The organism is Trichlorobacter lovleyi (assembly GCF_015239775.1).
Classification (GTDB): Bacteria; Desulfobacterota; Desulfuromonadia; order Geobacterales; family Pseudopelobacteraceae; genus Trichlorobacter; species Trichlorobacter lovleyi_B.
Window position 1 is genome coordinate 3,120,740 of sequence record NZ_CP058409.1, and the last position, 22,139, is coordinate 3,142,878.

Annotated in this window: 20 protein-coding genes and 5 tRNA genes; 9 read left to right on the plus strand and 16 right to left on the minus strand. The window is 52.9% G+C overall.

Translation table 11 applies throughout. The annotated features are described in order from the left end of the window. Positions 1-2: 2 nt before the first annotated feature. From FY034_RS14450 to FY034_RS14465, 4 genes are all read right to left on the minus strand, one after another. Positions 3-1,286 carry an ABC transporter permease gene (locus tag FY034_RS14450; RefSeq protein WP_265551766.1) on the minus strand — a complete coding sequence of 428 codons (1,284 nt, stop codon included), beginning with the start codon at positions 1,284-1,286 and terminating at the stop codon, positions 3-5. After that, positions 1,283-2,818, minus strand: a complete 1,536-nt coding sequence (locus tag FY034_RS19060) for an ATP-binding cassette domain-containing protein (RefSeq protein ID WP_265551768.1) — start codon at positions 2,816-2,818, stop codon at positions 1,283-1,285. The genes FY034_RS14450 and FY034_RS19060 overlap by 4 nt, the downstream gene beginning before the upstream one ends. A gap of 122 nt (positions 2,819-2,940) precedes the next feature. After that, positions 2,941-3,924 carry an HlyD family secretion protein gene (locus FY034_RS14460; RefSeq protein ID WP_265551770.1) on the minus strand — a complete coding sequence of 328 codons (984 nt, stop codon included), beginning with the start codon at positions 3,922-3,924 and terminating at the stop codon, positions 2,941-2,943. Positions 3,925-4,094: 170 nt separating this feature from the next. Then, on the minus strand, positions 4,095-4,286 hold the full coding sequence (locus tag FY034_RS14465; RefSeq protein ID WP_265551772.1) for a hypothetical protein: 192 nt from the start codon (positions 4,284-4,286) through the stop codon (positions 4,095-4,097). 146 nt (positions 4,287-4,432) lie between these two features. Between FY034_RS14465 and FY034_RS14470 the strand changes: the two genes are divergently transcribed. From FY034_RS14470 to FY034_RS14485, 4 genes are all read left to right on the plus strand, one after another. Beyond that, positions 4,433-4,879 carry an NfeD family protein gene (locus FY034_RS14470; RefSeq protein WP_265551774.1) on the plus strand — a complete coding sequence of 149 codons (447 nt, stop codon included), beginning with the start codon at positions 4,433-4,435 and terminating at the stop codon, positions 4,877-4,879. A gap of 10 nt (positions 4,880-4,889) precedes the next feature. Beyond that, positions 4,890-5,738 carry an SPFH domain-containing protein gene (locus tag FY034_RS14475; protein WP_012471141.1) on the plus strand — a complete coding sequence of 283 codons (849 nt, stop codon included), beginning with the start codon at positions 4,890-4,892 and terminating at the stop codon, positions 5,736-5,738. After that, a complete protein-coding gene (tadA, locus tag FY034_RS14480) occupies positions 5,739-6,212 on the plus strand; it encodes a tRNA adenosine(34) deaminase TadA (RefSeq protein WP_265551776.1) in 474 nt (157 codons plus the stop codon). A gap of 68 nt (positions 6,213-6,280) precedes the next feature. Continuing rightward, positions 6,281-6,368: transfer RNA gene (locus FY034_RS14485), tRNA-Ser, on the plus strand. Positions 6,369-6,532: 164 nt separating this feature from the next. Here FY034_RS14485 and FY034_RS14490 read toward each other — a convergent pair. The 3 genes from FY034_RS14490 to FY034_RS14500 all read right to left on the minus strand — a co-directional run bounded on the left by FY034_RS14490 (position 6,533) and on the right by FY034_RS14500 (position 8,409). Further along, the gene (locus tag FY034_RS14490) at positions 6,533-6,895 is read right to left on the minus strand and encodes a DUF4189 domain-containing protein (RefSeq protein ID WP_265551778.1); all 363 of its coding nucleotides are present in this window, start codon (positions 6,893-6,895) and stop codon (positions 6,533-6,535) included. A 325-nt stretch (positions 6,896-7,220) separates the two neighbouring features. Continuing rightward, positions 7,221-7,296, minus strand: a tRNA-Phe gene (locus FY034_RS14495). A 48-nt stretch (positions 7,297-7,344) separates the two neighbouring features. Then, positions 7,345-8,409 carry a radical SAM/SPASM domain-containing protein gene (locus FY034_RS14500; protein ID WP_265551780.1) on the minus strand — a complete coding sequence of 355 codons (1,065 nt, stop codon included), beginning with the start codon at positions 8,407-8,409 and terminating at the stop codon, positions 7,345-7,347. A gap of 192 nt (positions 8,410-8,601) precedes the next feature. Between FY034_RS14500 and FY034_RS14505 the strand changes: the two genes are divergently transcribed. From FY034_RS14505 to FY034_RS14525, 5 genes are all read left to right on the plus strand, one after another. Further along, on the plus strand, positions 8,602-9,090 hold the full coding sequence (locus FY034_RS14505) for a roadblock/LC7 domain-containing protein (RefSeq protein WP_012471153.1): 489 nt from the start codon (positions 8,602-8,604) through the stop codon (positions 9,088-9,090). Positions 9,091-9,114: 24 nt separating this feature from the next. Next, positions 9,115-9,702: a GTP-binding protein gene (locus FY034_RS14510; protein WP_265551783.1), complete on the plus strand. Its 588-nt coding sequence runs from the start codon at positions 9,115-9,117 to the stop codon at positions 9,700-9,702. A gap of 83 nt (positions 9,703-9,785) precedes the next feature. After that, positions 9,786-9,878: transfer RNA gene (locus FY034_RS14515), tRNA-Ser, on the plus strand. Between the two features lie 16 nt (positions 9,879-9,894). Further along, positions 9,895-9,971: transfer RNA gene (locus FY034_RS14520), tRNA-Arg, on the plus strand. A gap of 64 nt (positions 9,972-10,035) precedes the next feature. Next, a tRNA-Sec gene (locus FY034_RS14525) sits at positions 10,036-10,133 on the plus strand. A gap of 75 nt (positions 10,134-10,208) precedes the next feature. Here the strand turns inward: FY034_RS14525 and FY034_RS14530 are convergent. From FY034_RS14530 to nuoF, 9 genes are all read right to left on the minus strand, one after another. Further along, positions 10,209-11,672, minus strand: a complete 1,464-nt coding sequence (locus FY034_RS14530) for an NADH-quinone oxidoreductase subunit N (protein WP_265551785.1) — start codon at positions 11,670-11,672, stop codon at positions 10,209-10,211. A gap of 32 nt (positions 11,673-11,704) precedes the next feature. Continuing rightward, the gene (locus FY034_RS14535; RefSeq protein WP_265551787.1) at positions 11,705-13,312 is read right to left on the minus strand and encodes an NADH-quinone oxidoreductase subunit M; all 1,608 of its coding nucleotides are present in this window, start codon (positions 13,310-13,312) and stop codon (positions 11,705-11,707) included. Positions 13,313-13,349: 37 nt separating this feature from the next. After that, positions 13,350-15,353, minus strand: coding sequence for an NADH-quinone oxidoreductase subunit L (nuoL, locus tag FY034_RS14540; RefSeq protein ID WP_265551789.1), 2,004 nt, complete (start codon positions 15,351-15,353; stop codon positions 13,350-13,352). A 66-nt stretch (positions 15,354-15,419) separates the two neighbouring features. Then, positions 15,420-15,722 (minus strand): NADH-quinone oxidoreductase subunit NuoK, encoded by a 303-nt coding sequence (gene nuoK / locus FY034_RS14545; RefSeq protein ID WP_012471158.1) that lies wholly within the window; start codon positions 15,720-15,722, stop codon positions 15,420-15,422. Between the two features lie 13 nt (positions 15,723-15,735). Continuing rightward, on the minus strand, positions 15,736-16,242 hold the full coding sequence (locus tag FY034_RS14550) for an NADH-quinone oxidoreductase subunit J (protein WP_416222786.1): 507 nt from the start codon (positions 16,240-16,242) through the stop codon (positions 15,736-15,738). A 19-nt stretch (positions 16,243-16,261) separates the two neighbouring features. Then, entirely contained in the window at positions 16,262-16,669 is a 408-nt protein-coding gene (gene nuoI, locus FY034_RS14555; protein ID WP_012471160.1) for an NADH-quinone oxidoreductase subunit NuoI, read from the minus strand. Positions 16,670-16,727: 58 nt separating this feature from the next. Beyond that, complete coding sequence (nuoH, locus tag FY034_RS14560) at positions 16,728-17,822, minus strand: NADH-quinone oxidoreductase subunit NuoH (protein WP_265551795.1); 1,095 nt, start codon at positions 17,820-17,822, stop codon at positions 16,728-16,730. 45 nt (positions 17,823-17,867) lie between these two features. Then, on the minus strand, positions 17,868-20,315 hold the full coding sequence (locus FY034_RS14565) for a molybdopterin-dependent oxidoreductase (RefSeq protein ID WP_265551797.1): 2,448 nt from the start codon (positions 20,313-20,315) through the stop codon (positions 17,868-17,870). Between the two features lie 38 nt (positions 20,316-20,353). Next, entirely contained in the window at positions 20,354-22,126 is a 1,773-nt protein-coding gene (gene nuoF / locus FY034_RS14570) for an NADH-quinone oxidoreductase subunit NuoF (protein WP_012471163.1), read from the minus strand. Positions 22,127-22,139: the final 13 nt, after the last annotated feature.

Below are 22,139 nucleotides of genomic sequence, written 5' to 3' on the forward strand. Positions count from 1 at the left end.
GCCTACCCCAGTTTCTTCTTGAACTTCAGTACCGCCACTGAAAGGATCAGCACGGCAAAGCTCAGCAGGAACAGGGCCTGAGGCCAGAGGATGGCCAGCCCCACATCCTTGAGGTAGATCCCCCGCAGGATGGTGACAAAGTAGCGGGCCACCACGATATGGCTAACCGCCTGGATCGGAGCCGGCATGTTCTCCAGCGGGAAGATGAAACCGGATAGCAGGAAGGCGGGCAGCACCGTCACCAGCAGGGCCAGTTGACTGGCCAGCAGCTGGCTCTTGGCGATGATGCTGATCAGCATCCCCACCGCCAGCGCCCCCACCAGGAACAGCAACGACAGGGCCGAGAGCAGCAGCAGACTGCCTTTCAACGGCACACTGAACACGAAATAACCGACCCCCACCGACAGCAGCAGATCCACCACCCCGATGCAGAAATAGGGGGCCAGCTTGCCGATGATCAGCTCCCACTTGCGCACCGGCATGGTCACGATCTGCTCCATGGTGCCGGTTTCCCACTCCCGTGCCATGCTGAGCGAGGTCAACAGCGCTGCCACGATCATCATGATCACCGGGATCAGGCCGGGAAAGATGAAGTTACGGGATACCAGGTCGGTGTTGAACCAGACCCGCGGCCTGATTTCGAGCTGGGGTGAGGCCATATCCGGCCGGATACGTTCGTTGGCTTCGTCGGGTCCTCCTCGACGTACTGCACGGTACGCCTGCGTCGTCCCCTCCTCGCCGCCTGCTTCTCCGGCCGCCTCTGACCTCACTAGGTCTGATTTTTGGATGTACTTTTTCTGCAGTTGCTGAATCACGATCCTGCGCGACCAGGTCAGTATGATCGCCTCGGCATAGCCCTGGGCGATGGTGGCGGTGCTGGGGTCGCTGCCATCCAGGATCACCTGCAGGCTTGGGCTGTCCGCGGTCTCCAGCCGGTTGGCAAAGTCAGGCGGGATCACCAGGGCGATCAACGCCTCACGCCGGTCAACGGCCCGTTCCAGGTCGCCGTAGGAGGCGGCCATCAGGCGTAGCGAAAAGTAACGCGATCCCCCAAACCTGCTGATCAGCTCACGGCTCTGGACGGTGCCGCTCTGGTCCCAGACCGCCAGCTTGACCCGGTCCACATCCAGGGTCAGGGCATAGCCGAACAGAAACAGCATGATCAGCGGCATCAATACCCCTAAAGCCAGGCTGCGCGGGTCCCGCAGCACATGCAGGAACTCCTTGCGCCCCACTGCGCTGATCCGCCGCAAAGAGGCCTGTGCCACAGAGAAAACGGAGTTCATGGCACGCCCCCTTCAAGCGCATCCCGTTCCTCGATCAGGTCGATGAAGACCTGCTCCAGGCTGGGCAGCAGACCGTTCACGGCCTGTTGCTGCTTCAGCTCCAGCGGTGTACCCACCGCCACCAGTTCACCCCGGTAGATCAGTGCCAACCGGTCACAATATTCAGCCTCATCCATATAGTGGGTGGTGACGAAGATTGTGACGCCGTCGGCAGCCAGGTGGTGAATCAGTTGCCAAAAGCGGCGGCGGTTGAGGGGGTCAACTCCGGCGGTCGGCTCATCCAGAAAGATGATCGGCGGCTTATGCAGCAGGGCGCAGCCCAGGGCCAACCGCTGGCGCCAACCGGCGGAGAGTTCACCGGCCTTGGAATGGCGACGCTCGGTCAGTCCGGCCATCTCAATAACCCAATCAGCCCGTTCAGCCAGCGCCTTGGCAGGGAGACGGTAGATGCCGCCGTAAAAGGCGATGTTCTCGGCCACGGTCAGGTCTTCATACAGCGAGAACTTCTGACTCATGTAGCCGATGTTTTCCTTGATCAGTTCGGCCTGGCTGGCGACATCAAACCCGGCCACACAGCCTGATCCGCTGGTCGGCTCCAGGATGCCGCACAGCATCCGGATAGTGGTGGATTTACCGGCCCCGTTGGGCCCCAGGAAGCCGAAGATCTCCCCCTTGGGTACGCTCAGGCTGATGCTGTTGACCGCGACAAAAGTCCCGAAACGCCGGGTGAGTCTGTTGAGGGTAACGGCCGGGGCTGCTGATTGCAGCTCAGGCGCTGGTCGGCGCCTGACCGCCGTATCGGCCCCTTCGCCCAGTACCGTGATAAAAACGTCTTCAAGGGTCGGATTCTGAATGGCCGGGTCTGCCAGCGCCTTCAGGTTATGGGGCCTGTCGCAGGCCAGCAGCTTGCCGTGATGCAGCAGTCCGACCCGGTGGCAGCGCTCGGCCTCATCTAGATAGGCGGTGGCCACCACGATGGTGACCCCTTCCTCCAGCAGGGTATCGAGGATACGCCAGAAATCGCGGCGTGAGACCGGATCAACGCCGTTGGTGGGTTCATCGAGAAACAGTACCTCGGGGGTATGGATCAAGGCACAGCACAGCCCCAGCTTCTGCTTCATACCGCCGGACAGGGCACCGGCCCGACGCCCGGTGAACGGTGCCAGCCCGCTCATGGTCAGCAGCCGCTCGGCCCGGGCGGTCCATTCAGCCTTGGGAACGCCGAAGATATCGGCATGGAAACGGATATTTTCCAGTACGGTCAGATCAGGGTAGAGCCCGAAACGCTGGCTCATATACCCGACCCGGGAACGGACCGGTTCCAGGTCATGGCAGGGACACCCCAGCACCGTGGCCGCACCGCTGCTGGCATCCAGTACCCCGGTCAGCATCCGCAGGGTGGTGGTCTTACCGGCACCGTCGGAACCGACCAGCCCGAACAGCTCACCCTTGGGGATGCTAAGGTCAAGCCCGTCCACAGCGATCAGCTGGCCGAAGCTTCTGGTGAGATTGGAGAGTTCAATAGCATTCATCAAGATATGTCCAGGCGATGTCAGAATTCAGATGATACCAAGGCGGTGAGGAGAAAGCGACGCAGGCATAGTTATGCGCTATGTCGAGGAGCTTTCGACGAACCAACGCCGGTAGCGCTGGATTATGGCATCGCGATCACCGCGTCCACCGGCATGCCCGGCTTCAACTCCTGCTTCGGATTGGCAATCGTGATCTTGATCCGGTAGACCAGCTTGACCCGTTCTGCCTCGGTCTGTACGTTGCGCGGGGTAAACTCGGCCTCGGAGGCAATGAAGCTGACCCTGCCCTGGTAGATTCGTCCCTTCCAGCTGTCACTGGTCACCGTGGCCGTCTGGCCCAACCGCACTTTACCCAGCTGCGTCTCCGGCAGAAAGGCCCGCACCCAGACCTCGTCCAGCCGGGCCACGGTGATCACCGGACTGCCGGCAGCCAGCAGTTCCCCCGGCTCGGCATGTTTGGCCAGCACGGTGCCTGCGAGTGGCGCAACCAGCACCGCCTGGGACAGGCGGGTATCGGCCAGCGAACGGGAGGCGGCGGCCCCTTCCAGGCGGGCCTGAGCGGCCCGCACCGCATCGGGCCGGGGACCGGCCTTGGCAAGTTGCAGGCGCTGCTCTGCCTCACGCACCGCCGCCGCAGCAACATCCCTGGCCGCCCGGGCTGCATCCCACTCCTTGCGGGGGATCACCTCTTTTTTAAACAACGCCTCGGCCCGCAGCGCATCCTGGCCAGCCCGGTCTGACTCAGCCTTCAGGCGTGCCAGAGTGGCAGCAGCGGCGGAAATCTCCTCCTGGCGGCTACCGGCCTTCAGATCGGCCAGGGTGGCCTGGGCGGCCTGTTGATCGGCAGCACGCAGCAACCGCTCATCCTTCAGCTCGTCATCTTCCAGCCGTGCCACAATCTGGCCTGACCTGACCTGCTGCCCTTCATCCACCAGCCGCTCTTTCAGGCGGCCCGGCACCTTGAATGAGACCGCCACCGTGGTGGTTTCTATCGTACCGGTTAACTTCAGCCCCCCGTTGACAGCCTGCGTACGGCGTATAACCGTCACAGCCAGTCCCCCCAGCAGCAAAACAGCAAGCAGACCGATCAGTACCTTCTTTTTCATCCTGCACTCCCTTTTGGCTTTATACCTGTGCCTCTATGTTCATAGCACAACAGCCCCCTATCCAGCCATCGTTACGCAGAAAAACAGCAAAAAAAAAGACTCCTGAAACAATCTTGCTTCAGGAGTCAACGGTGTTATTCCGGCTTTCTGCTCAGATATACTGAAAACTGTCAGGCGTAGGTAGAAAACCCATAATCAGGACTTTTCACCGCTTGCGGTGCCTGCTTGGCATTGTTCTGGATCATGGAAGCAATCTGATTCTGTGCATCAGCGTTTTGCTTGATCATTGATGCCGACAGCGCCTGCTGGGTCTGCGACGACTTCATAAGACTGGCTGCACCTGCTATTGAACTAACGTCCATAATGCACCTCCTTCCTAGTATTGTTATTATTTCATCAGCGTCTGAAGAATGCAAATATTTTTTGACTACTCTGGTGTAGTTACTTTTCAAGCGGAAATCTTCTGCTATACTTTTGTCCAACAAGCGGCTCGCACAAGGGAGGCACAATGAAAATCGAGTGGTGGTACTGGGTACTGGCCGGCTTCATACTGATTGGGCTTGAGTTGGTAATTCCCTCATTTACCATTATCTGGTTTGGTTTGGGTGCCCTGCTGGTCGGCATCCTGGTCGCCGTATTCCCTTCACTGCCGGACTGGCTGCAGGTATTGCTCTGGGCGCTGGCCTCGGTGGCCTTTACCGTGATGTGGTTCAAATATCTCAAGCCCAAGGGAGACCGGACCCATGCCGGACTTTCAAAGGAAGGGATCATCGGCGAAACCGGCATTATCATCAAAGGCACACCTGACAGCTACGCCAAAGGCAGGATCAGGTTCAGGATATCCATACTGGGAGCAGATGAATGGGCCTGTTTTGCTGAAGAACCGCTGAATGTCGGTGATACGGTCATTGTTGAAGATATCGAAGGCCAGATTCTAAAAGTACGGAAATTTTAGGAGGGAAGAGATGCCAGCACTATTCGTTGTAGCTGTCCTGTTTATTGTTGTTGCCGCCACCATCTTTGCGGGAGTCAAAACGGTCCCGCAGGGCCAGGAATGGGTGGTTGAGCGGCTTGGCAAGTTTCATAAGGCGTTAAAACCGGGACTCAACTTTATTGTTCCCTACATCGACAATGTCTCCTACCGGGTTTCCACCAAGGGGGACGTGCTCTCAATCGGCTCGCAGGAGGTCATCACCAAGGACAATGCGGTTATCATCACCAACGCCGTGGCCTTTATCAAGGTAACGGACCCCACCCGCGCCGTCTACGAGATCCAGAACTATGAATATGCCATCCAGAATCTGGTGATGACCTCCTTACGGGCCATTATCGGCCAGATGGATCTTAACAATGCCCTGTCGGAGCGCGAGCATATCAAGGCACGCCTGCAGGAAAACATTGCCAAAGAGGTCGCCAACTGGGGTATTTATGTCCAGTCCGTTGAAATCCAGGACATCAAGCCCTCAGAATCGATGCAGCGGGCGATGGAGCAGCAGGCCAGTGCCGACCGTTTCAAGCAGGCCACTATCCTTGAGGCAGAAGGCAAGCGCGAAGCCATGATCCGCGAGGCGGATGGAAAGCTTGAGGCTGCCAAGCGTGAGGCAGAAGCCCAGGTCCGCCTGGCACAGGCCTCGGCACGTGCAATTTCGGACATCAGCGAATCGGTCAAGGACCGTGATCTGCCAACCCTCTTTCTGCTTGGTGATCGCTATATCAGTGCAATTCAAAAAATGGCAACGTCTCAAAACTCGAAGATGGTCATGCTGCCGGCAGACCTCCCTGCTGCCATACGCGGCATGATGGGGAAAAGCTAGGTGCAACGTACCCATGACTACTGGATGGACAAGGCAATTGCCGAGGCCCGTAAGGCTGAGTTGATTGCCGAGGTACCGATCGGCTGCGTAATTGTTCAGAACAATCGAATCATTGCCCGTGCCCATAACCTGCGTGAAACCAAACAGGACCCTGCTGCCCATGCCGAGTTGCTGGCCATTCGCAAGGCAGCACGCAAGCTGGGGAACTGGCGCCTGCTTGAGACCACGTTATATGTCACCCTTGAACCCTGCCTGATGTGCATGGGGGCCATTCTGCTGGCACGCATCCCCACGGTGGTCTTCGGCTGTCATGACCCCAAGGCCGGTGCTGCCGGCTCTCTCTACGACCTTTCCAGTGATCCACGCCTCAATCACCGCTTTGAACTTGTCAGCGGCATCCGCCGGCAGGAATGCTCAGGCATGCTCTCTGAGTTTTTTGCTGCACTGCGCTGCAAAAGGCGTAGCGAGCAATGACAGGGTTGAGTTTTTCAGCGGTATGATGTATAGACAAACCGGCCTGAGCAATCAGGCCGGTTTTTTCAGGAGGGGTGTCCGAGAGGTCGAAGGTGACAGACTCGAAATCTGTTGTACCGCAAGGTACCCAGGGTTCGAATCCCTGCCCCTCCGCCATAGATTAATCCGGCGTAGCCCGGCGAAACACAAAAGCCACGAGCAATCGTGGCTTTTGATCTTTGAGAGCCGGACATCCTTATAATCCATTAAAGGCATGATGCATTGCACAGGAGAATCCCCCTGCTACGCAGGCGCTACCCAACACATCCGGCCAAAGGATGTCAGTAATCTTCACATTGGTTGTCAACCACACTGCATTCATCACTCCCACAGTTGCGAAGTGACATTATCCGTGCATTTCGCCCCCTGATACCCCAACCGATTCCATAGGACTTGTTCGAGGCGGAAACAGCACCACACCTCTCAAAAGTCTGCAGCACCTGACACTTTGTCCCGCCCTTGGAGATACATTTTGCAAGCGCTGCCTTAGCTGCTTCGTCTTCAGAAGGGGCTCCGACCACAATGGCAAATACCAGCGCCCCTGCACCACGACTGTCATCGACAGCAATCGCACCCCTGGCATACGTGATGGATGGTGACAAGACAAACAGAACCAAGAACAGAATCAGGCATCTTTTTGACATTTAAGCCCCCCCTTTATCTATTACCCATGACAACACTACCATCAGGCAGAGGCGTGTCAACCCACAGGCTGTTTTCACCCCCAGTGTGGTCGCAGTCTGCCCTCTAACGGCGCATGAGACGACGCCTTCATTAGCATACTGCAGAAGATGGGATCTGACCGACTGAGCAGCCGCCTCTGACAGCACGGATATCGTCTGTCTGTCAGGTTGTGGCACAGGCACAGAGCTGGATACCATTTCGCCGTAACAGGCCTCACTGGAGCATGTGTGGTTTGTCGATACAGAAAAAGGGTTACGCTTGTCAGCGTAACCCTTTTGTTTTTGATGGTGCCCAGAGCCGGAGTCGAACCAGCGACACGTGGATTTTCAGTCCACTGCTCTACCTACTGAGCTATCTGGGCGAAGAGCTTTTGTTTATAGCCGTAGTTGTGATGCCTGTCAACATGAAATTACTTCTGCAATCGAATTGGCACGTAGTTGCAGAATGGCTCTTCAGCCATATAGTCACCATAGACCGCATCAGCCCTGGCCCGGCAGCCTCCGCAGACATTAATAAATTCGCATTCTCCACACTTCCCCTTATACGCCTTGAAATCACGCAGATCCTTAAATATCTCCGAATTCTCCCAGATCTCCCGGAAGGGGGTCGTCTTAACATTTCCGGCCACCCGGTGAAAATACGAGCAGGGCTTGACATTACCAAAACAATCAATCAGACAAATGCTTTGTGCGGCAATACAGCCTTTCCCCCCGCCCGTTGAGAAGGTGAGGCTTCTGCGCTCAAACTTGATCCCCTCCTGCTTTGCCCGCTGGGGGACAAAACGATAGTAGTGGGGCGCACAGGTAGGGCGCATCAGTATATCATCCTCCAGCTTTTCCTGCTGGTAGTGCCACTCCAGTATCTCCTCGTAGTCCTCTTTGCTGATCAGTTCGTTCATAATCTCTTCGCCGCGCCCGGTCGGCACGATCATGAACATATACCATGCCGTTGCCCCAAGGGATTTGGCAAGCTTGAAGGTTTCAGCGATGTCATGCTGGTTACGCTTGGTAAACGATGAATTGATCAAAAACTTTTGACCGTTACGCCGAAACGCGTCTGCTGCGCGAACAACCCCCTCAAACGCACCGGCACACTGGCGGAAATCGTCATGCACCGCCGCAGTCGAACCATCCAGCGAGAGCGACACCATCTTGATATCGGCCTGCTTCATCTTAGCGCAGACCTCATCAGTGACCAGCGCCCCGTTGGTTGCCATGCACATCCTCAAGCCGAGCGAGGTCCCATGCTCAGCCAGTTCAAAGATATCCGGACGCATCAGCGGCTCGCCACCCGAAAGCACCACGACCGGCTTTGAAAACGCTGCTATCTCTTCAAGCAAGCGCTTTCCCTCAGCGGTTGTAAAATCACCTTCGGACGAGGTTGACTCAGAGGAACAGCGACAGTGCACACAACGCAGATTGCATTTTTGCGTCGTCTCCCAGGCAATCCATTTAGGTATATAGTCAGACGCCATGCAGCCTCCATTTTTTACTAATTTAGTTCATCGTATTTGATATTAGCTCAAAACTCAAGCGTGTCCTGAAGCAGTCTGCGCTAACGAGAGATCCGCGGTTAAATGAGCTTGAATCAGAAGCACTGTTCTGCTATACAAATTCGGTGGTTGTGTTACACAGCCGACTCGTTGCTGGCAGATAAGGAGATTCGCATGTCCAACTCGCAGATGGTCATGTATGATGAAGAGTTTCAGGAAATCAATATTGTCATTGAGCGACTCCTCAAAGATTCAAACTCAAAGGTTATCTTCCTTGTCGACAAAAACGGCCAGTTGATTTCCGGTGTCGGCGAGACTGAGCGGTTTGACACGACTTCACTTGCGTCACTTACCGCTGGCAACATTGCTGCAACTGGCGGCCTTGCAAAACTGATCGGCGAAAAAGAGTTCTCCATCCTCTTCCATGAAGGAGAGAAAGACAACCTACATATTTCCATTGTTGGCGGCCGCGTCATTCTGGTTGTGCTGTTTGATAATCGTTCTTCACTCGGACTGGTAAGGTTGCGGGTCAAAAAGGCCTCTGAAGAACTATCCGTGATTTTTGAAAAGCTGATGAAGAAGTCAGACGAGAAAGTCAAGTCAGGCACCTCATTTCCTTTTGCCGAAATCACGGACGACGATATCGACAACCTGTTCAGCTAACCAGTTCCGCCGAGGTACGCTGCAATGTCATTCATCAACTATGCTTCACGCGAAATAAACTGCAAAATTGTCTATTACGGTCCAGGCCTTTGCGGCAAAACCACCAATTTGCAGCACGTTTACGCAAAAACAGCTCCAGAGGCCAAGGGCAAGATGATCAGCCTGGCAACGGAGACAGAAAGAACCCTCTTCTTTGACTTCCTGCCACTGGCACTTGGCGAGATCAGAGGCTTCAAAACCCGCTTTCACCTGTACACGGTGCCTGGACAGGTTTTTTATGACGCGTCCCGCAAACTGATCCTTAAGGGCGTTGACGGTATTGTCTTTGTTGCAGACTCCCAGGAAGAGCGAATGGATGCCAACATCGAGTCACTCGACAACCTTCGCCACAACCTGAAAGAGCAGGGCTATGACCTCGACAAGCTGCCCTACGTTGTCCAGTACAACAAGCGAGACCTGCCCAATGCCGTTTCCGTCGAAGAACTGCGCAGGGAGCTGAACCCAACGAACGTGCCAGATTTTGAAGCCTGTGCCTCAACCGGTGAAGGCGTTTTTGAAACCTTAAAAGCCGTAGCTAAGTTAATCCTTGTTGATTTAAAAAAGGGTCGCTAAAAGTTAGCCAGCAGCAGCACACAACCAGAAAAATCTTGCTTTTATTATCTGAATCAAGTATAACTATAAGTCCTTTTGCACAGGGAGAGATGGCCGAGTAGGTCGAAGGCGCTCGCCTGCTAAGCGAGTATACTGGGAAACCGGTATCGAGGGTTCGAATCCCTCTCTCTCCGCCACTTACACTGTTAATATGCGCTTGTAGCTCAGCTGGATAGAGTACCAGACTACGAATCTGGGTGTCGGGAGTTCGAATCTCTCCAAGCGCGCCATTTAAAAGGGCTAGATTCCATCTAGCCCTTTCCTGTATCATACAAGTGAATTTAACCAGTATCAGGAGGTACGTCGGGCGCTGGTGGCCCGCGCGGTCTTCAAAACCGTTGAGAGGGGTGAGAAACTCCTTTGGCAGGTTCGATTCCTGTGTACCTCCGCCATACAACAAAAAGGCGCCACCGTTTCCGGAGGCGCCTTTTTTATTGTATATAGTCTCTAGTTAAATAGTTACAGCACTAGATCAACTTAACGGCCTGTTGAGCAAACTGGAGGATCATGGAGGGGATAATACCCGGAATCAGTGAACCAGCTGCAGAGACAACCAGTGCAAGGGCAACAGGTGCCGTAACGCTGAACCAGTCAAACTCTTCCTCACCAGGTTTAAAGTACATGTACACAATCACACGCAGGTAATAGTACACAGAAGCTGCGCTGTTCAGTACGCCGATAATGGCCAGCCAGATATAACCGGCCTGCACAGCACCGGAGAAAAGATAGAACTTACCGATGAAGCCTGCGGTAGGAGGCATACCGGCCAGTGAGAACATAAAAATAGTCATGGCAAGTGCAAGCAACGGACGCTTATGGCCAAGACCGGCATAATCCATAACAGTGCCGTTAGGCTCTCCCTTCTTACCAATCAGGACAATCACCGCAAATGCGCCGATATTCATAAAGGTGTAGGAGAGCATATAGAACAGGATACCTGAGGTACCTGTTGCCGTTCCGGAGGCAAAACCTACGAGACAATAGCCGGCATGGGCAATTGAAGAATACGCCAGCATCCGTTTGATGTTGTCCTGACGAAGCGCGGTGAAGTTACCAACCGTCATGGTAAGTACAGCAAGAATCCAGAGCAGGTCACTCCAGTCGGCAATCATGCTAGGGAATGCCACCAGCAACAGACGCAACATGGCGGCAAAGCCAGCGGCCTTCGGGCCTGCAGACATGAAGGCAGTCATAGGGGTAGGAGCACCTTCGTAGACATCAGGAGTCCACATATGGAACGGAGCGGCAGCAATCTTGAACAGGAAGCCGGTAAGCATCAGGAACATGCCGATCAACAGCATGGTGTTGCTGGCACCGCCCACCTGAGTGACAAGTGCGGCAATCTTGGCAACACGGGTCGTACCGGTGACACCGTAAATGAGCGCCATACCGTAGAGCAGAAAACCGGTTGAAAAGGCGCCAAGCAGGAAATATTTCATACCGGCTTCATTGGATTTGATACTATCGCGATTAAAGCCTGCCAGCACATACAGCGAGATGGACATCAGTTCCAGACCGAGGAAGATGGTCATCAGGTCTGTCGCAGCAGCCATCAACATCATACCAACCGTAGTAAATAGGATGATCGGATACAACTCACCGTGGTTACACTCTTCACGAGACATGTATTGATCACTGATCAGTACAGCAAGGCCTGCAGCCAACAGGAAGATAATCTTGAAGAAGATTGCAAAATTATCCTGCACCACTGAATCACTGAAGCTTGAAACAGTCGTACCCCAACCGGTTACTGCGGCAAAACCTGCACCGACGATACCGATCAGGCTCAGCCAGGCGAGATAGCCTTTGGACTTGGAGGGAACGAAGACGTTAACCAGAAGAAGCGCCATACCGAGCACTGAGAGTATGACCTCAGGCATGATGACATTCAGGTTAATCGTCTGAAAGAGTTGAGCTACATTGATATCCATTTAACAATCCTCCAGGGCATTAACTCGTTCAACTAGTGGGCAGCCGGCTTGGCAGCGGCTGGTTCAGTTACAGGCTGCACCGGTGCAGCATGGTCAGCGGGTACAGCTTCAGCAGCGGGTACAACCGCAGGTACGGCAACCTTTGCAGTAGTGATCGGCTCAATTCTGGTATGGGCAATCACCTTCTTAATTGAAGGAGTCATCTTTTCAATGAAGGGATTGGGGTAGACACCCAGTACAAAAATCATAACCAGCAACGGAACCATAATTGCAATTTCACGTGCATTCAGATCAAGCAGCGCCTGGTTTTTAGGATTATCCAATTCACCGAACATAACACGCTGGAACATCCAGAGCATGTAGACGGCAGCAAAGATGACACCACTTGAGGCAACGATTGTCCACCAGCGCAGACTGCTTTCAAAACCACCGACCAGAATCAGGAACTCGCCGACGAAACCGTTCGTACCTGGAAGTGCGACTGAAGACAGGGTTACGATCATAAAGATGACAGCAAAGATCGGCATCTGTTTGGAGAGGCCACCGAAATCCGTGATAAGACGGGTGTGACGACGCTCATAGATAAAGCCAACGATAAGGAACAGTGCACCGGTTGAGATGCCGTGATTCAGGTTTTGCAGCAGTGCGCCAGTAACGCCCTGCTCGTTGAGGGCAAACAGGCCGAGCATCACAAAGCCAAGGTGAGCAACCGATGAGTACGCAACCAGCTTTTTTACATCCTCTTGCACCATCGCCACTAAAGCAGCGTAAATAATACCGATCACTGCGAGTGTCGCAATCAGAGGCGTAAACTGATGGGTCGCCTCCGGGAAGAGAGGCATGGCAAAGCGGATAAAGCCGTAGGTACCCATCTTCAGCATAATGGCAGCCAGGATTACAGAACCTGCAGTCGGAGCCTCGGTGTGAGCATCAGGCAACCAGGTATGGACCGGAAACATAGGCACCTTGATGGCAAAGGCCAGAGCGAAGGCGGCAAACAGCCAGGTCTGCGTTGCAGGGTCGATCTTGAGATCAAAGAAGTGAACCAGACTGAAATCGGTAATGCCTGTCTTGGTCCCCAGGAAATAGAGGTAGATTAGAGCCACCAGCATCAGCAACGAACCAACAAGGGTGTAGATGAAGAACTTGACTGTTGCGTAAAGGCGGTTTTTACCACCCCAGATGCCGATCATGAAGTACATCGGGATCAGCATCAATTCCCAGAAGATGTAGAACAGGAACAGATCCAATGAGATAAACGCACCCAGCATTGCCGTTTCAAGGATCAGGAGGCAGATCATGTACTCCTTGACCTTGTCCTCAACCGCAGTCCAGGTGGAGAGCACGGCAATAGGCATAATAAAGGTTGTAAGAATAACCAGCCAGAGACTGATACCGTCAATGCCGATATTGTAGCGCATGGCAAAAGGCCCGGCGGCAATCCAGGGTACATTCTCAACAAACTGATACTCTGCATTGGTTTGATAGCCGGTCAGAATTGGCAAACTGGCTATAAATGTGACCACCGTGGTCACTAAGGCGACACTGCGCAGTGCTCCATTGCTCCCCTTGGGGATGAAGAGCAGCAGAAGTACCCCCACGATGGGCAGGAAGGTCATCACGCTCAGAATGTTACTCATCGAATCTGCTCCTTTAGTACAAATTACAGAAGGTTAGTTACTTGAACAGGTAGTAGCCGATGATTACAACCACACCGAAGGCCATGGACCAGGCATAATTGTAGATCTGACCGGTTTGCATGTAGCGGATAACGCCACCAAATGCCATAACCACGTGGGCAACACCATTAACAATACCGTCAACAACCAGGACATCGAAGCCTTTCCAGAGGAACCGGCCAAGAGCCTTGCAAGGGTTGACGATCAGGAAGTCATACAGTTCGTCAATGTACCACTTGTTATAGACAGCGCGATGCAGAGCAGGGAATGCGCTGGTGAACTTCTTGGGGATTTCAGGACTTGCGATGTAGAGCACATATGCAGTGCAGATACCAACCACTGCAATTACCACGGAGGTACCCATCAGGCCCCACTCAAGTGCATGACCGTGATGTGCTTGGTGGGTATGAGCCTGCATGTAGGTATTGGCATTGGCAAATACCGGCTCAAGGTAGTGCTCAAGATAGTTGGGAATACCACCAAACAGGTCACCAATCAGTTTTGGCAGACCGATATAACCACCAACAACGGAGAGTATTGCCAGCACAATCAACGGAAAGACAATAACCATCGGTGATTCGTGCAGATGCTTTTCAGCACCGGGCTTGATCCGGCAGGTGCCGTGGAAGGTCATGAACACCAGACGGAACATATAGAAGGCGGTCATCAGAGCAGCACAGGCACCCAGCCCCCAGAGCAGCATATTCAGGCCGCCATGCAGAGGATTGGCAAAGGCTTGCCAGAGGATCTCGTCCTTGGAGAAGAAACCGGAGAAACCGGGGATACCTGCAATGGCAATGGTGGCAAGCAGGAACGTGCCGTAGGTCATGGGCATATACTTGGCAAGCCCACCCATGTTGCGCATATCCTGTGCGTCATCATGTGAATGTACGTGATGCAGTGCACCATGCATGGAGTGGATGACAGCACCGGAACCAAGGAACAGACAGGCCTTGAAGAATGCATGGGTCATCAGGTGGAACACACCCGCAGTAAAGGCGCCAACACCCATGGCAAGGAACATGTAACCAAGCTGTGAGACCGTTGAATACGCCAGTACCCGCTTGATATCATTCTGTGCAGTACCAATGGTTGCAGCAAAGAAGGCAGTACAGGCACCGATCACAGCAACCGTCATCATGGTTTCAGGAGAGCGGATAAACAGGTAGCTCATCCGGGCAATCATGTACACACCAGCAGTAACCATGGTAGCAGCATGGATCAAGGCGGAAACCGGTGTCGGACCCTCCATCGCATCAGGAAGCCAGGTATAGAGTGGAATCTGTGCGGACTTACCGGTTGCTCCCAGGAAGAAGCAGAGGGTGATAATGGTTACCACACCACCGGTAGGGAACAGATTGGCATTACTAGCCAGTTCGGTAAACTGGATGGTCCAGATACCGTGGTTCTGCCCCAGCCACCAGAACAGGGTGAAAGTACCCAGCAGGAAGCCGAAGTCGCCGACCCGGTTCATGACAAAGGCCTTCTTGCCAGCATCACCTGCAGACTTCTTATGGAAGTAGTAACCAATCAGCAGGTAGGAACAAAGACCAACACCTTCCCAGCCAACGAACATCAGCAACAGGTTGTTGCCAGTCACCAGCAGCAGCATGGAGAACACAAACAGGTTCAGGTACGCAAAGAAACGATAAAAACCTTCTTCGCCATGCATGTAACCAATGGAGTAGATGTGGATCAAGGTACCGATACCGGTGACCACCAATAACATCAGACAAGAAAGTGGGTCGATCAGAAAGGCGATATCAGCATTAAAAGTGCCTGCCGTCATCCAAGTGAAGATTTTGACGTTTACTGACCGTTCTGCCGACGGTAGACCGATCAGCTTGATGAAGGTCATAACCGACACGATGAAGGAAGCAAATACGGCAAGAGCGCCGATGCTACCAATGACCGTCTCGTTCTTGATCTTTTTCCCCAGGAGACCGTTAATCAAGAAACCGATCAGGGGAAACAGTGGTATCAGCCACACATTGTCGAACATTGAGCTACTCCTTTATCTCGTCATTACAGGTTCAAATTCGGACTATTGCTTAGTGCTGCAAGCCGACTACCACTTCATCAGGTTGGCATCATCAATATCAATTGATTCGCGGTTATTGAAGAAGGCAATAAACAGGGCCAAGCCGACAGCAGCCTCAGCGGCAGCAACGGTCATAATAAAGAATACAAAGATCTGACCGTCAAGGTTGCCAAGGTGGCGTGAAAAGGCGACAAAAGTCAGGTTAACAGCGTTCAGCATCAACTCAATGCACATGAAGACCACAATGGCATTTTTGCGGGTAAGAACCCCGATGGTGCCGATGGAGAACAGTACGGCGCTGACAATAAGATAGTTGCTCAGATTATCCATGGTAACGACACCTCTAGGAGAGTTTTCTCTTGGCCAGGATCACTGCGCCGACAATGGCAACCAGCAGCAGGATCGATGTTACTTCAAAAGGAAGCAGGAAGTCGGTAAACATCACCTTACCAATCAGCTCGGTATGCCCCTTGCTGTTGATCAGTTCTGAAGTAATCTGACCTACAGGTTGTGACACCTTGCCCCTGGTCAGAAACAGACCGGAAAGCAGTAGTGTGACAATTCCGATAACACTGCCCAGGGCAATCTGATGTGAACCTTTTTTGTTTGCATCAACCCTGATATTCAGCAGCATGATGGTGAAGATAATCAGAACCATGATAGCGCCGGCGTAAACTATGATCTGAACAGCGGCCATAAAGGGAGCGTTCAGCATGGCATAATAGGTTGCCAGGCAGAAGAACGTCAGCACCAGAGAGAGCGCACTGTTGATCGGGTTCTTGCAGGTCACGACCATCAGGGCCGATACTATGGCCACTACAGTGACGAGGGCAAAGAAGACAGATGAGATGTCCATGTACAGCGCTCCTTTATTTCTTTTCTAAAAGTCGTTCCTTGGTAAAAACAAAGTCTTCGCGACGATAGTTGGCCAGCTCAAACTCACCAGTCATCTTCAGTGCATCAACCGGACAGGCCTCAACACAGTAGCCGCAGAAGATACAGCGCAGCATATCTATTTCGTACTTGGCTGCAAACTTATCGTGATTAGCATCCTCGCCCGCCTCAACCGTAATACATTTTGCAGGACAAACTGTCGGACAAAGATAGCAGGCAACACACTTGGCCTTGTTATGGGAAACTTTCAGCGCATGCAAACCACGGAAACGCTCGGCAACCTTGGGGCGCTCATCGGGATACATAAGGGTGACAGGTTTTTTAAACACGTGACCCAGCGTGATTTTCATTCCTTGCATTATTGGTGTAAACGGATTCGGCATAACGTCGTCCTTTTTATTGCTTTAGTTCTTTATTGGCTCTGAAGGCAACCTAGTTGGTCTAGTTTCCGAACAAACCGCTAAAGGTATAGAAGCCGAAATGGCCGGCAATAGCGGTTATTACGATCAGGGCCAGTGTTGTTGGCAGCATCACCTTCCAGCCCAGATGCATCAGCTGGTCATAGCGATAACGGGGCAGAGTGGCTCTGATCCACATGGCCAGGAACATCAGGAAATACACCTTGGCAATGAAATAGAGCGGGGAAAGCCAAGGTATGGCACTTACAAAAGGTCCATCCCAACCACCAAGGAACAGGGTTACCATAACAGCACTGACGGTTACCATGTTGGCATACTCAGCCATAAAGAACATGGCGTATTTCATGGAAGAGTATTCAGTACAGAAACCTGAAACCAGCTCTGTTTCAGCCTCAGGAAGGTCAAATGGCGTCCGGTTGACTTCAGCCAGCGTTGCAACATAGAAAATCATACCGGCAACAAAGGTCATCGGGCTGTTCCAGATAAACCACTTCATGCCTGCCTGAGCCTTGATAATCTCCTGCAACGAAAGGGATTCAACCAGCATAAAGACAGGAATAATAGCCAGTCCGGCTGCAAGTTCATACGAGATCATCTGGGCTGACGAACGCAGACCACCAATCAGCGAATACTTACTGTTGGATGACCAACCGGCCAGCACAATCCCGTACACACCCAGCGAAGACATGGCAAGAACGTACAGAACGCCGACATTCATATCCACGACTTTGCCAACACCGGCATCATAGTAGCCGACAATCTGCAATGGCACATCATAGCCAAAGATCTTGATTGTGTCCCCGAACGGGATAACGGCAAATGTAATAAAAGCCGGAATCAGTGCAACGAGCGGCGCAAGCAGAAAGGCAAATCTGTTCGCTTCTGACGGTATAATCTCTTCCTTAAAAAAGAGCTTCAAGCCGTCCGCAATCGGTTGCAGCAAACCCATTGGTCCTGTCCGGTTCGGTCCGATCCGTACTTGCATCCAGCCGATTATCTTACGCTCGGCATAGGTCGCATAAGCCACGGTCAGAAGCACGAATACAAACGCGATCAGTACCTTGGCCACCATGGCGATGTAGTAGTACAGCGGTAGTCCTAGAATCTCGATTCCCATCGGTCCCTCTTCCTTCTCTGGTAGCGTTAAGACTCAGACAAATCGTTACTTGGAAATGGTTACGCCAGTTACAGCAGCACCAGACCAGACAGTATTAATTGGTGCATCGGCAAAGTGATACGGAGCAAAAACAACCCCCTCAGGCATCCGCGGAGAAATCCGCGCCTTGACGCAAACCGTACCGGCGGCTGACGTCAACTTCACTTCCGCACCTTCGGCAATATTCATTTTTGCCGCATCGCTGCGTGAAAGCTCAACGTAGGCCTCACCACAGACCGATACAGTTCCTTCTCCATGCAGTGACATGGTTCCGCAGTGATACAGGGCAGCACCGGTCAGCAAGGCAAACTTGCCGGGTTCAACAGCTGCAGTTGTTGCTTTAGGGACAACTTGTACCGGCTGCAGCTTAAGCGATGGGAATGCACCAGCTTCGCCAAGCTCATTGTATGAAATTCCGGCATAGGCGGAAATCTGAGCAAAAGCCTCTGCTGGAGTGACTGCAGGCTGTCCTCCGAGTTGACGGATCAGCTCGCCATAGACCTGAAACTCAGATCGGCTCTGGCCAATAGCCGGTATGACGGCTGCAATCTTTTGCACCCTGCGATCAGTCGAGGTAAAAGTGCCCTCTTTTTCTGCATAGGAGCAGACCGGTAACACAACATCTGCCATTTGGGCTGTCTCGGTCAGGAACAGATCTGCAACCACAAGGAACTCGACAGCATCAAGGGCCTTTTTAACCGACAGCTGACCAGGATAGGAAACCACCGGGTTTTCACCGGCGATCAGCAGTGTCTTGACGCTGCCATTGGCACAACCGGCAAGGATCTGCTGGGCATCCAGGCCACCGGCGCCAGGAATAAAGCCAACATCAAGTGCACCCTGGCTGTTATTCTTTTCCTGAAGCGCAAGGATACCGGACCCCTCTTTGCCCAGCTTGCCACCCAGGATAGCCAGATTGGCAGCGGCGTGGGCCAGCTGTGCATCAGCACCAGGATAGGCAAGCCCTGCAGTAAAGAGAATGATAGCCTTCTCAGCAGCGGCATAGGCACGAGCCAGCCCACGAATGGCATCAGCAGCAACACCGGTAAGTTCAGCAACTTTCTCCGGAGTAAAATCATTCAATGCAGCAGCAAGCTCAGCGGTCGCCGGAGTAACTGCCAGATTCTCATCAACCAACACCTTTGCAACGGCATTCAGCAGGGCTACATCACTACCAGGCTTGTTAAGTAGCAGATTTGCACCAGGCAGTCGGGACAGCTTGCCACGCTTATCTGATACAATCTGAAGGCTGGCACCCTTGTTCTTGACAGCCATGTTAATTTCAAAACCAACTACCGGGTGGGTCTCATAGACATCGGTCTTAATAGCCAGAATCAGATTACTCTTCTGAATATCAAGAATAGTTGCTGAAGAAGCGGCTACACCAAGACTCTTGCCAAGCCCTTCAGAAACTGCTGCATGGCCATAACCGGCTGAATGATCAATATTCTGTGAACCGACCTGTTGTGTCATCAACTGCTTCAACAGCACCAGTTCTTCATTGGTCATGCGTGGAGTTGCAAGGGCTGCAGCAGCAGAACCGGCCTCCTTCAAACGCTCAACTACCAGTGACAAGGCCTCATCCCAGCCAGCTTCCACCAGTTGACCATTCTTGCGAATCAGAGGATTTTTCAGACGCTTGTCAGAGCTGATGAATTGATAGCCAAAACGGCCACGCACACAGAGTTGACCATTATGGAAACCCTGGTTTTCATCATAGACTGTCGTCAGCACCTTGTTATCCTTAACACCAAGAGTGACGTTACAACCGGTGCCGCAGTAACCGCAGACCGACTTCTTCTTTGTCATAGCCCAGAAGCGGGATTTGAATTTAAAGGGACGAGCAAGCAACGCACCTACAGGGCAGACCGAGATACAGGAACCACAGAACTCACAGCTGAGCGGACCGTCAAACTCCGTGCCGATCTTGGTCTCAATACCCCTACTAATGAAGGTAAGAGCGCCACGAGCCACAATTTCATCACAGATACGGACGCACTTACCACAGAGCACGCAACGGTTTTGATCGCGCTCAATCAGTGGATTGTTATAGTCGATTTCATGATGGAATTTTTCATCGGCCAAGCGGTTGGAATTGACCTTGTGATCATAGGCAAGGTTCTGCAGCTCACAATCGCCACCCTTGTCGCAAACAGGGCAGTCAAGTGGATGGTTGAGCATCAGCAGCTCTAAAACCAGTTTACGTGCCTTATCAACCGGTGGTGTGCTGCTGCGGACGATCATACCTTCAGTGACCGGTGTCGTACAGGCAGGGATCAAACGCCCCTTCATCTGCTCAACCTCCACCAGGCACATACGGCAGGCGCCAAAGGGCTTCAGCTTCTTGTCATGGCAAAGGATCGGAATATTGATGCCAGCAGCTTTGGCAGCATCGTAAATCGTTGCATCCTTTTCTACTGATACCTGCTTGTCATCTATCGTCAGAGTGACCATCTCAACCTCGTCTTACGTAAGTTGTCTCTAGGAACCGTCTACTCAATCGCCATGAAACGGCAGGCGTCATAACAGGACTTACACTTGGTGCACTTTTCTTTATCCAGATAGGCGATTTGCCCTTTTTCCCAGACGATCGCATCAACCGGACAGGCCTTCTTGCAGGCACCGCACTTGACACACTTATCCTCAACAATCTGCCAGAGCAGCAGTTCTTTACAGGAGTTTGAAGGACAGCGTTTATCGGTGATATGCGCCTCATACTCATCACGGAAGTAACGAATGGTGGAGAGCACCGGGTTAGGTGCTGTCTGGCCGAGACCACACAAAGAGGCTTGCTTAATCGTGGTACCAAGATCAATCAAGGTCTCCAGATCACCCTCACGACCATTGCCTTCAGTAATTCTGATCAATATATCCAGCATGGCCTTCAGACCGATCCGGCAGGGAACACACTTACCGCATGACTCCATCCGGGTAAAGGTCAGGAAGAACTTTGACACATCGACCATACAGGTGGTTTCGTCCATAACAACCAGACCACCCGACCCCATCATGGCACCTGCCTTGATCAGGGAGTCATAATCAACCGGGGTGTCAAGAATTTCTGCCGGGATACAACCGCCCGATGGACCACCGGCCTGAACTGCCTTGAATTTACGGTTATTGAGAATACCGCCGCAAACGTCGTAGATAACCTCGCGCACCTTCATACCAGCCGGCACTTCAACCAGACCGGTATGCTTAACCTTACCGGTTACCGCAAAGATCTTGGTACCCTTGGTGGTCTCTGTTCCGATTGCCGCATACCACTCAGCACCGTTGTTAATGATGTGGCGAACGTTTGCAAAGGTTTCAACGTTGTTGATGTTGGAGGGGTGTTGCCAGAGGCCCTTGACCGCCGGGAAAGGCGGACGGGGACGGGGCATACCACGTTCCCCTTCAATGGAGGCCATCAGAGCGGTTTCCTCACCGCATACAAAGGCGCCCGCTCCTTTTTTAATCCGCATGTCGTACTCAAAACCGAGCCCCATGCAGTTTTTCCCCAGATAGCCCTTCTCATAGCAGACATCAATCGCCTTCTGAAGACGGTCAATGGCCAGAGGATATTCAGCCCGCACATAGACATAACCGAATTGTGCGCCGATGGCATAGCCGGCAATCATCATGCCTTCAATCAGGCAGTACGGGTCACCTTCGAGAATCGAACGGTCCATAAAGGCACCTGGATCACCTTCGTCGGCGTTACAGATGATATATTTATGGTGCCCTGGTGATGCTGCACAGAAAGACCATTTCAGGCCGGTAGGAAAACCGCCGCCCCCCCGACCACGCAGACCTGATTTTTTCACCTCTTCGGTAACTTCGGCAGGCTTCATGGTCTTGATGCACTTTTCAATCGCCTTAAAACCGTCTGTTGCAAGGTAGGCATCAAGCGACTCTGCATCAATCTGACCGCAACCCGACATAACAATCCGACGCTGGGCATCAACAAACTTGTTATAGTAAGGCTTGGCTTTGCGCTTCTCATTCGGCTCGCCAGCAACAATATGTTCTTCTACAAGCTTGGCAACCTCTTCAGGCTGAACAAAGTCATAGGTAGTACAGCCCTTGTCATCGACGATATCAACAAGTACGTCGTTGGCGCAGAGACCGCGACAACCGGTTTTAACAATATCACAGCGCTTGCCGACGGTAGCACTCAGCCCCTTTTCGGCAATGATCCGGTTGAACTCGGCTTCTACCTTCTTAGCGCCGGCGGAGATGCCGCCCGTTCCCTGGCAGATCAATATCTTGATAGCTTCAGCCATGTGTTCTGTCCCC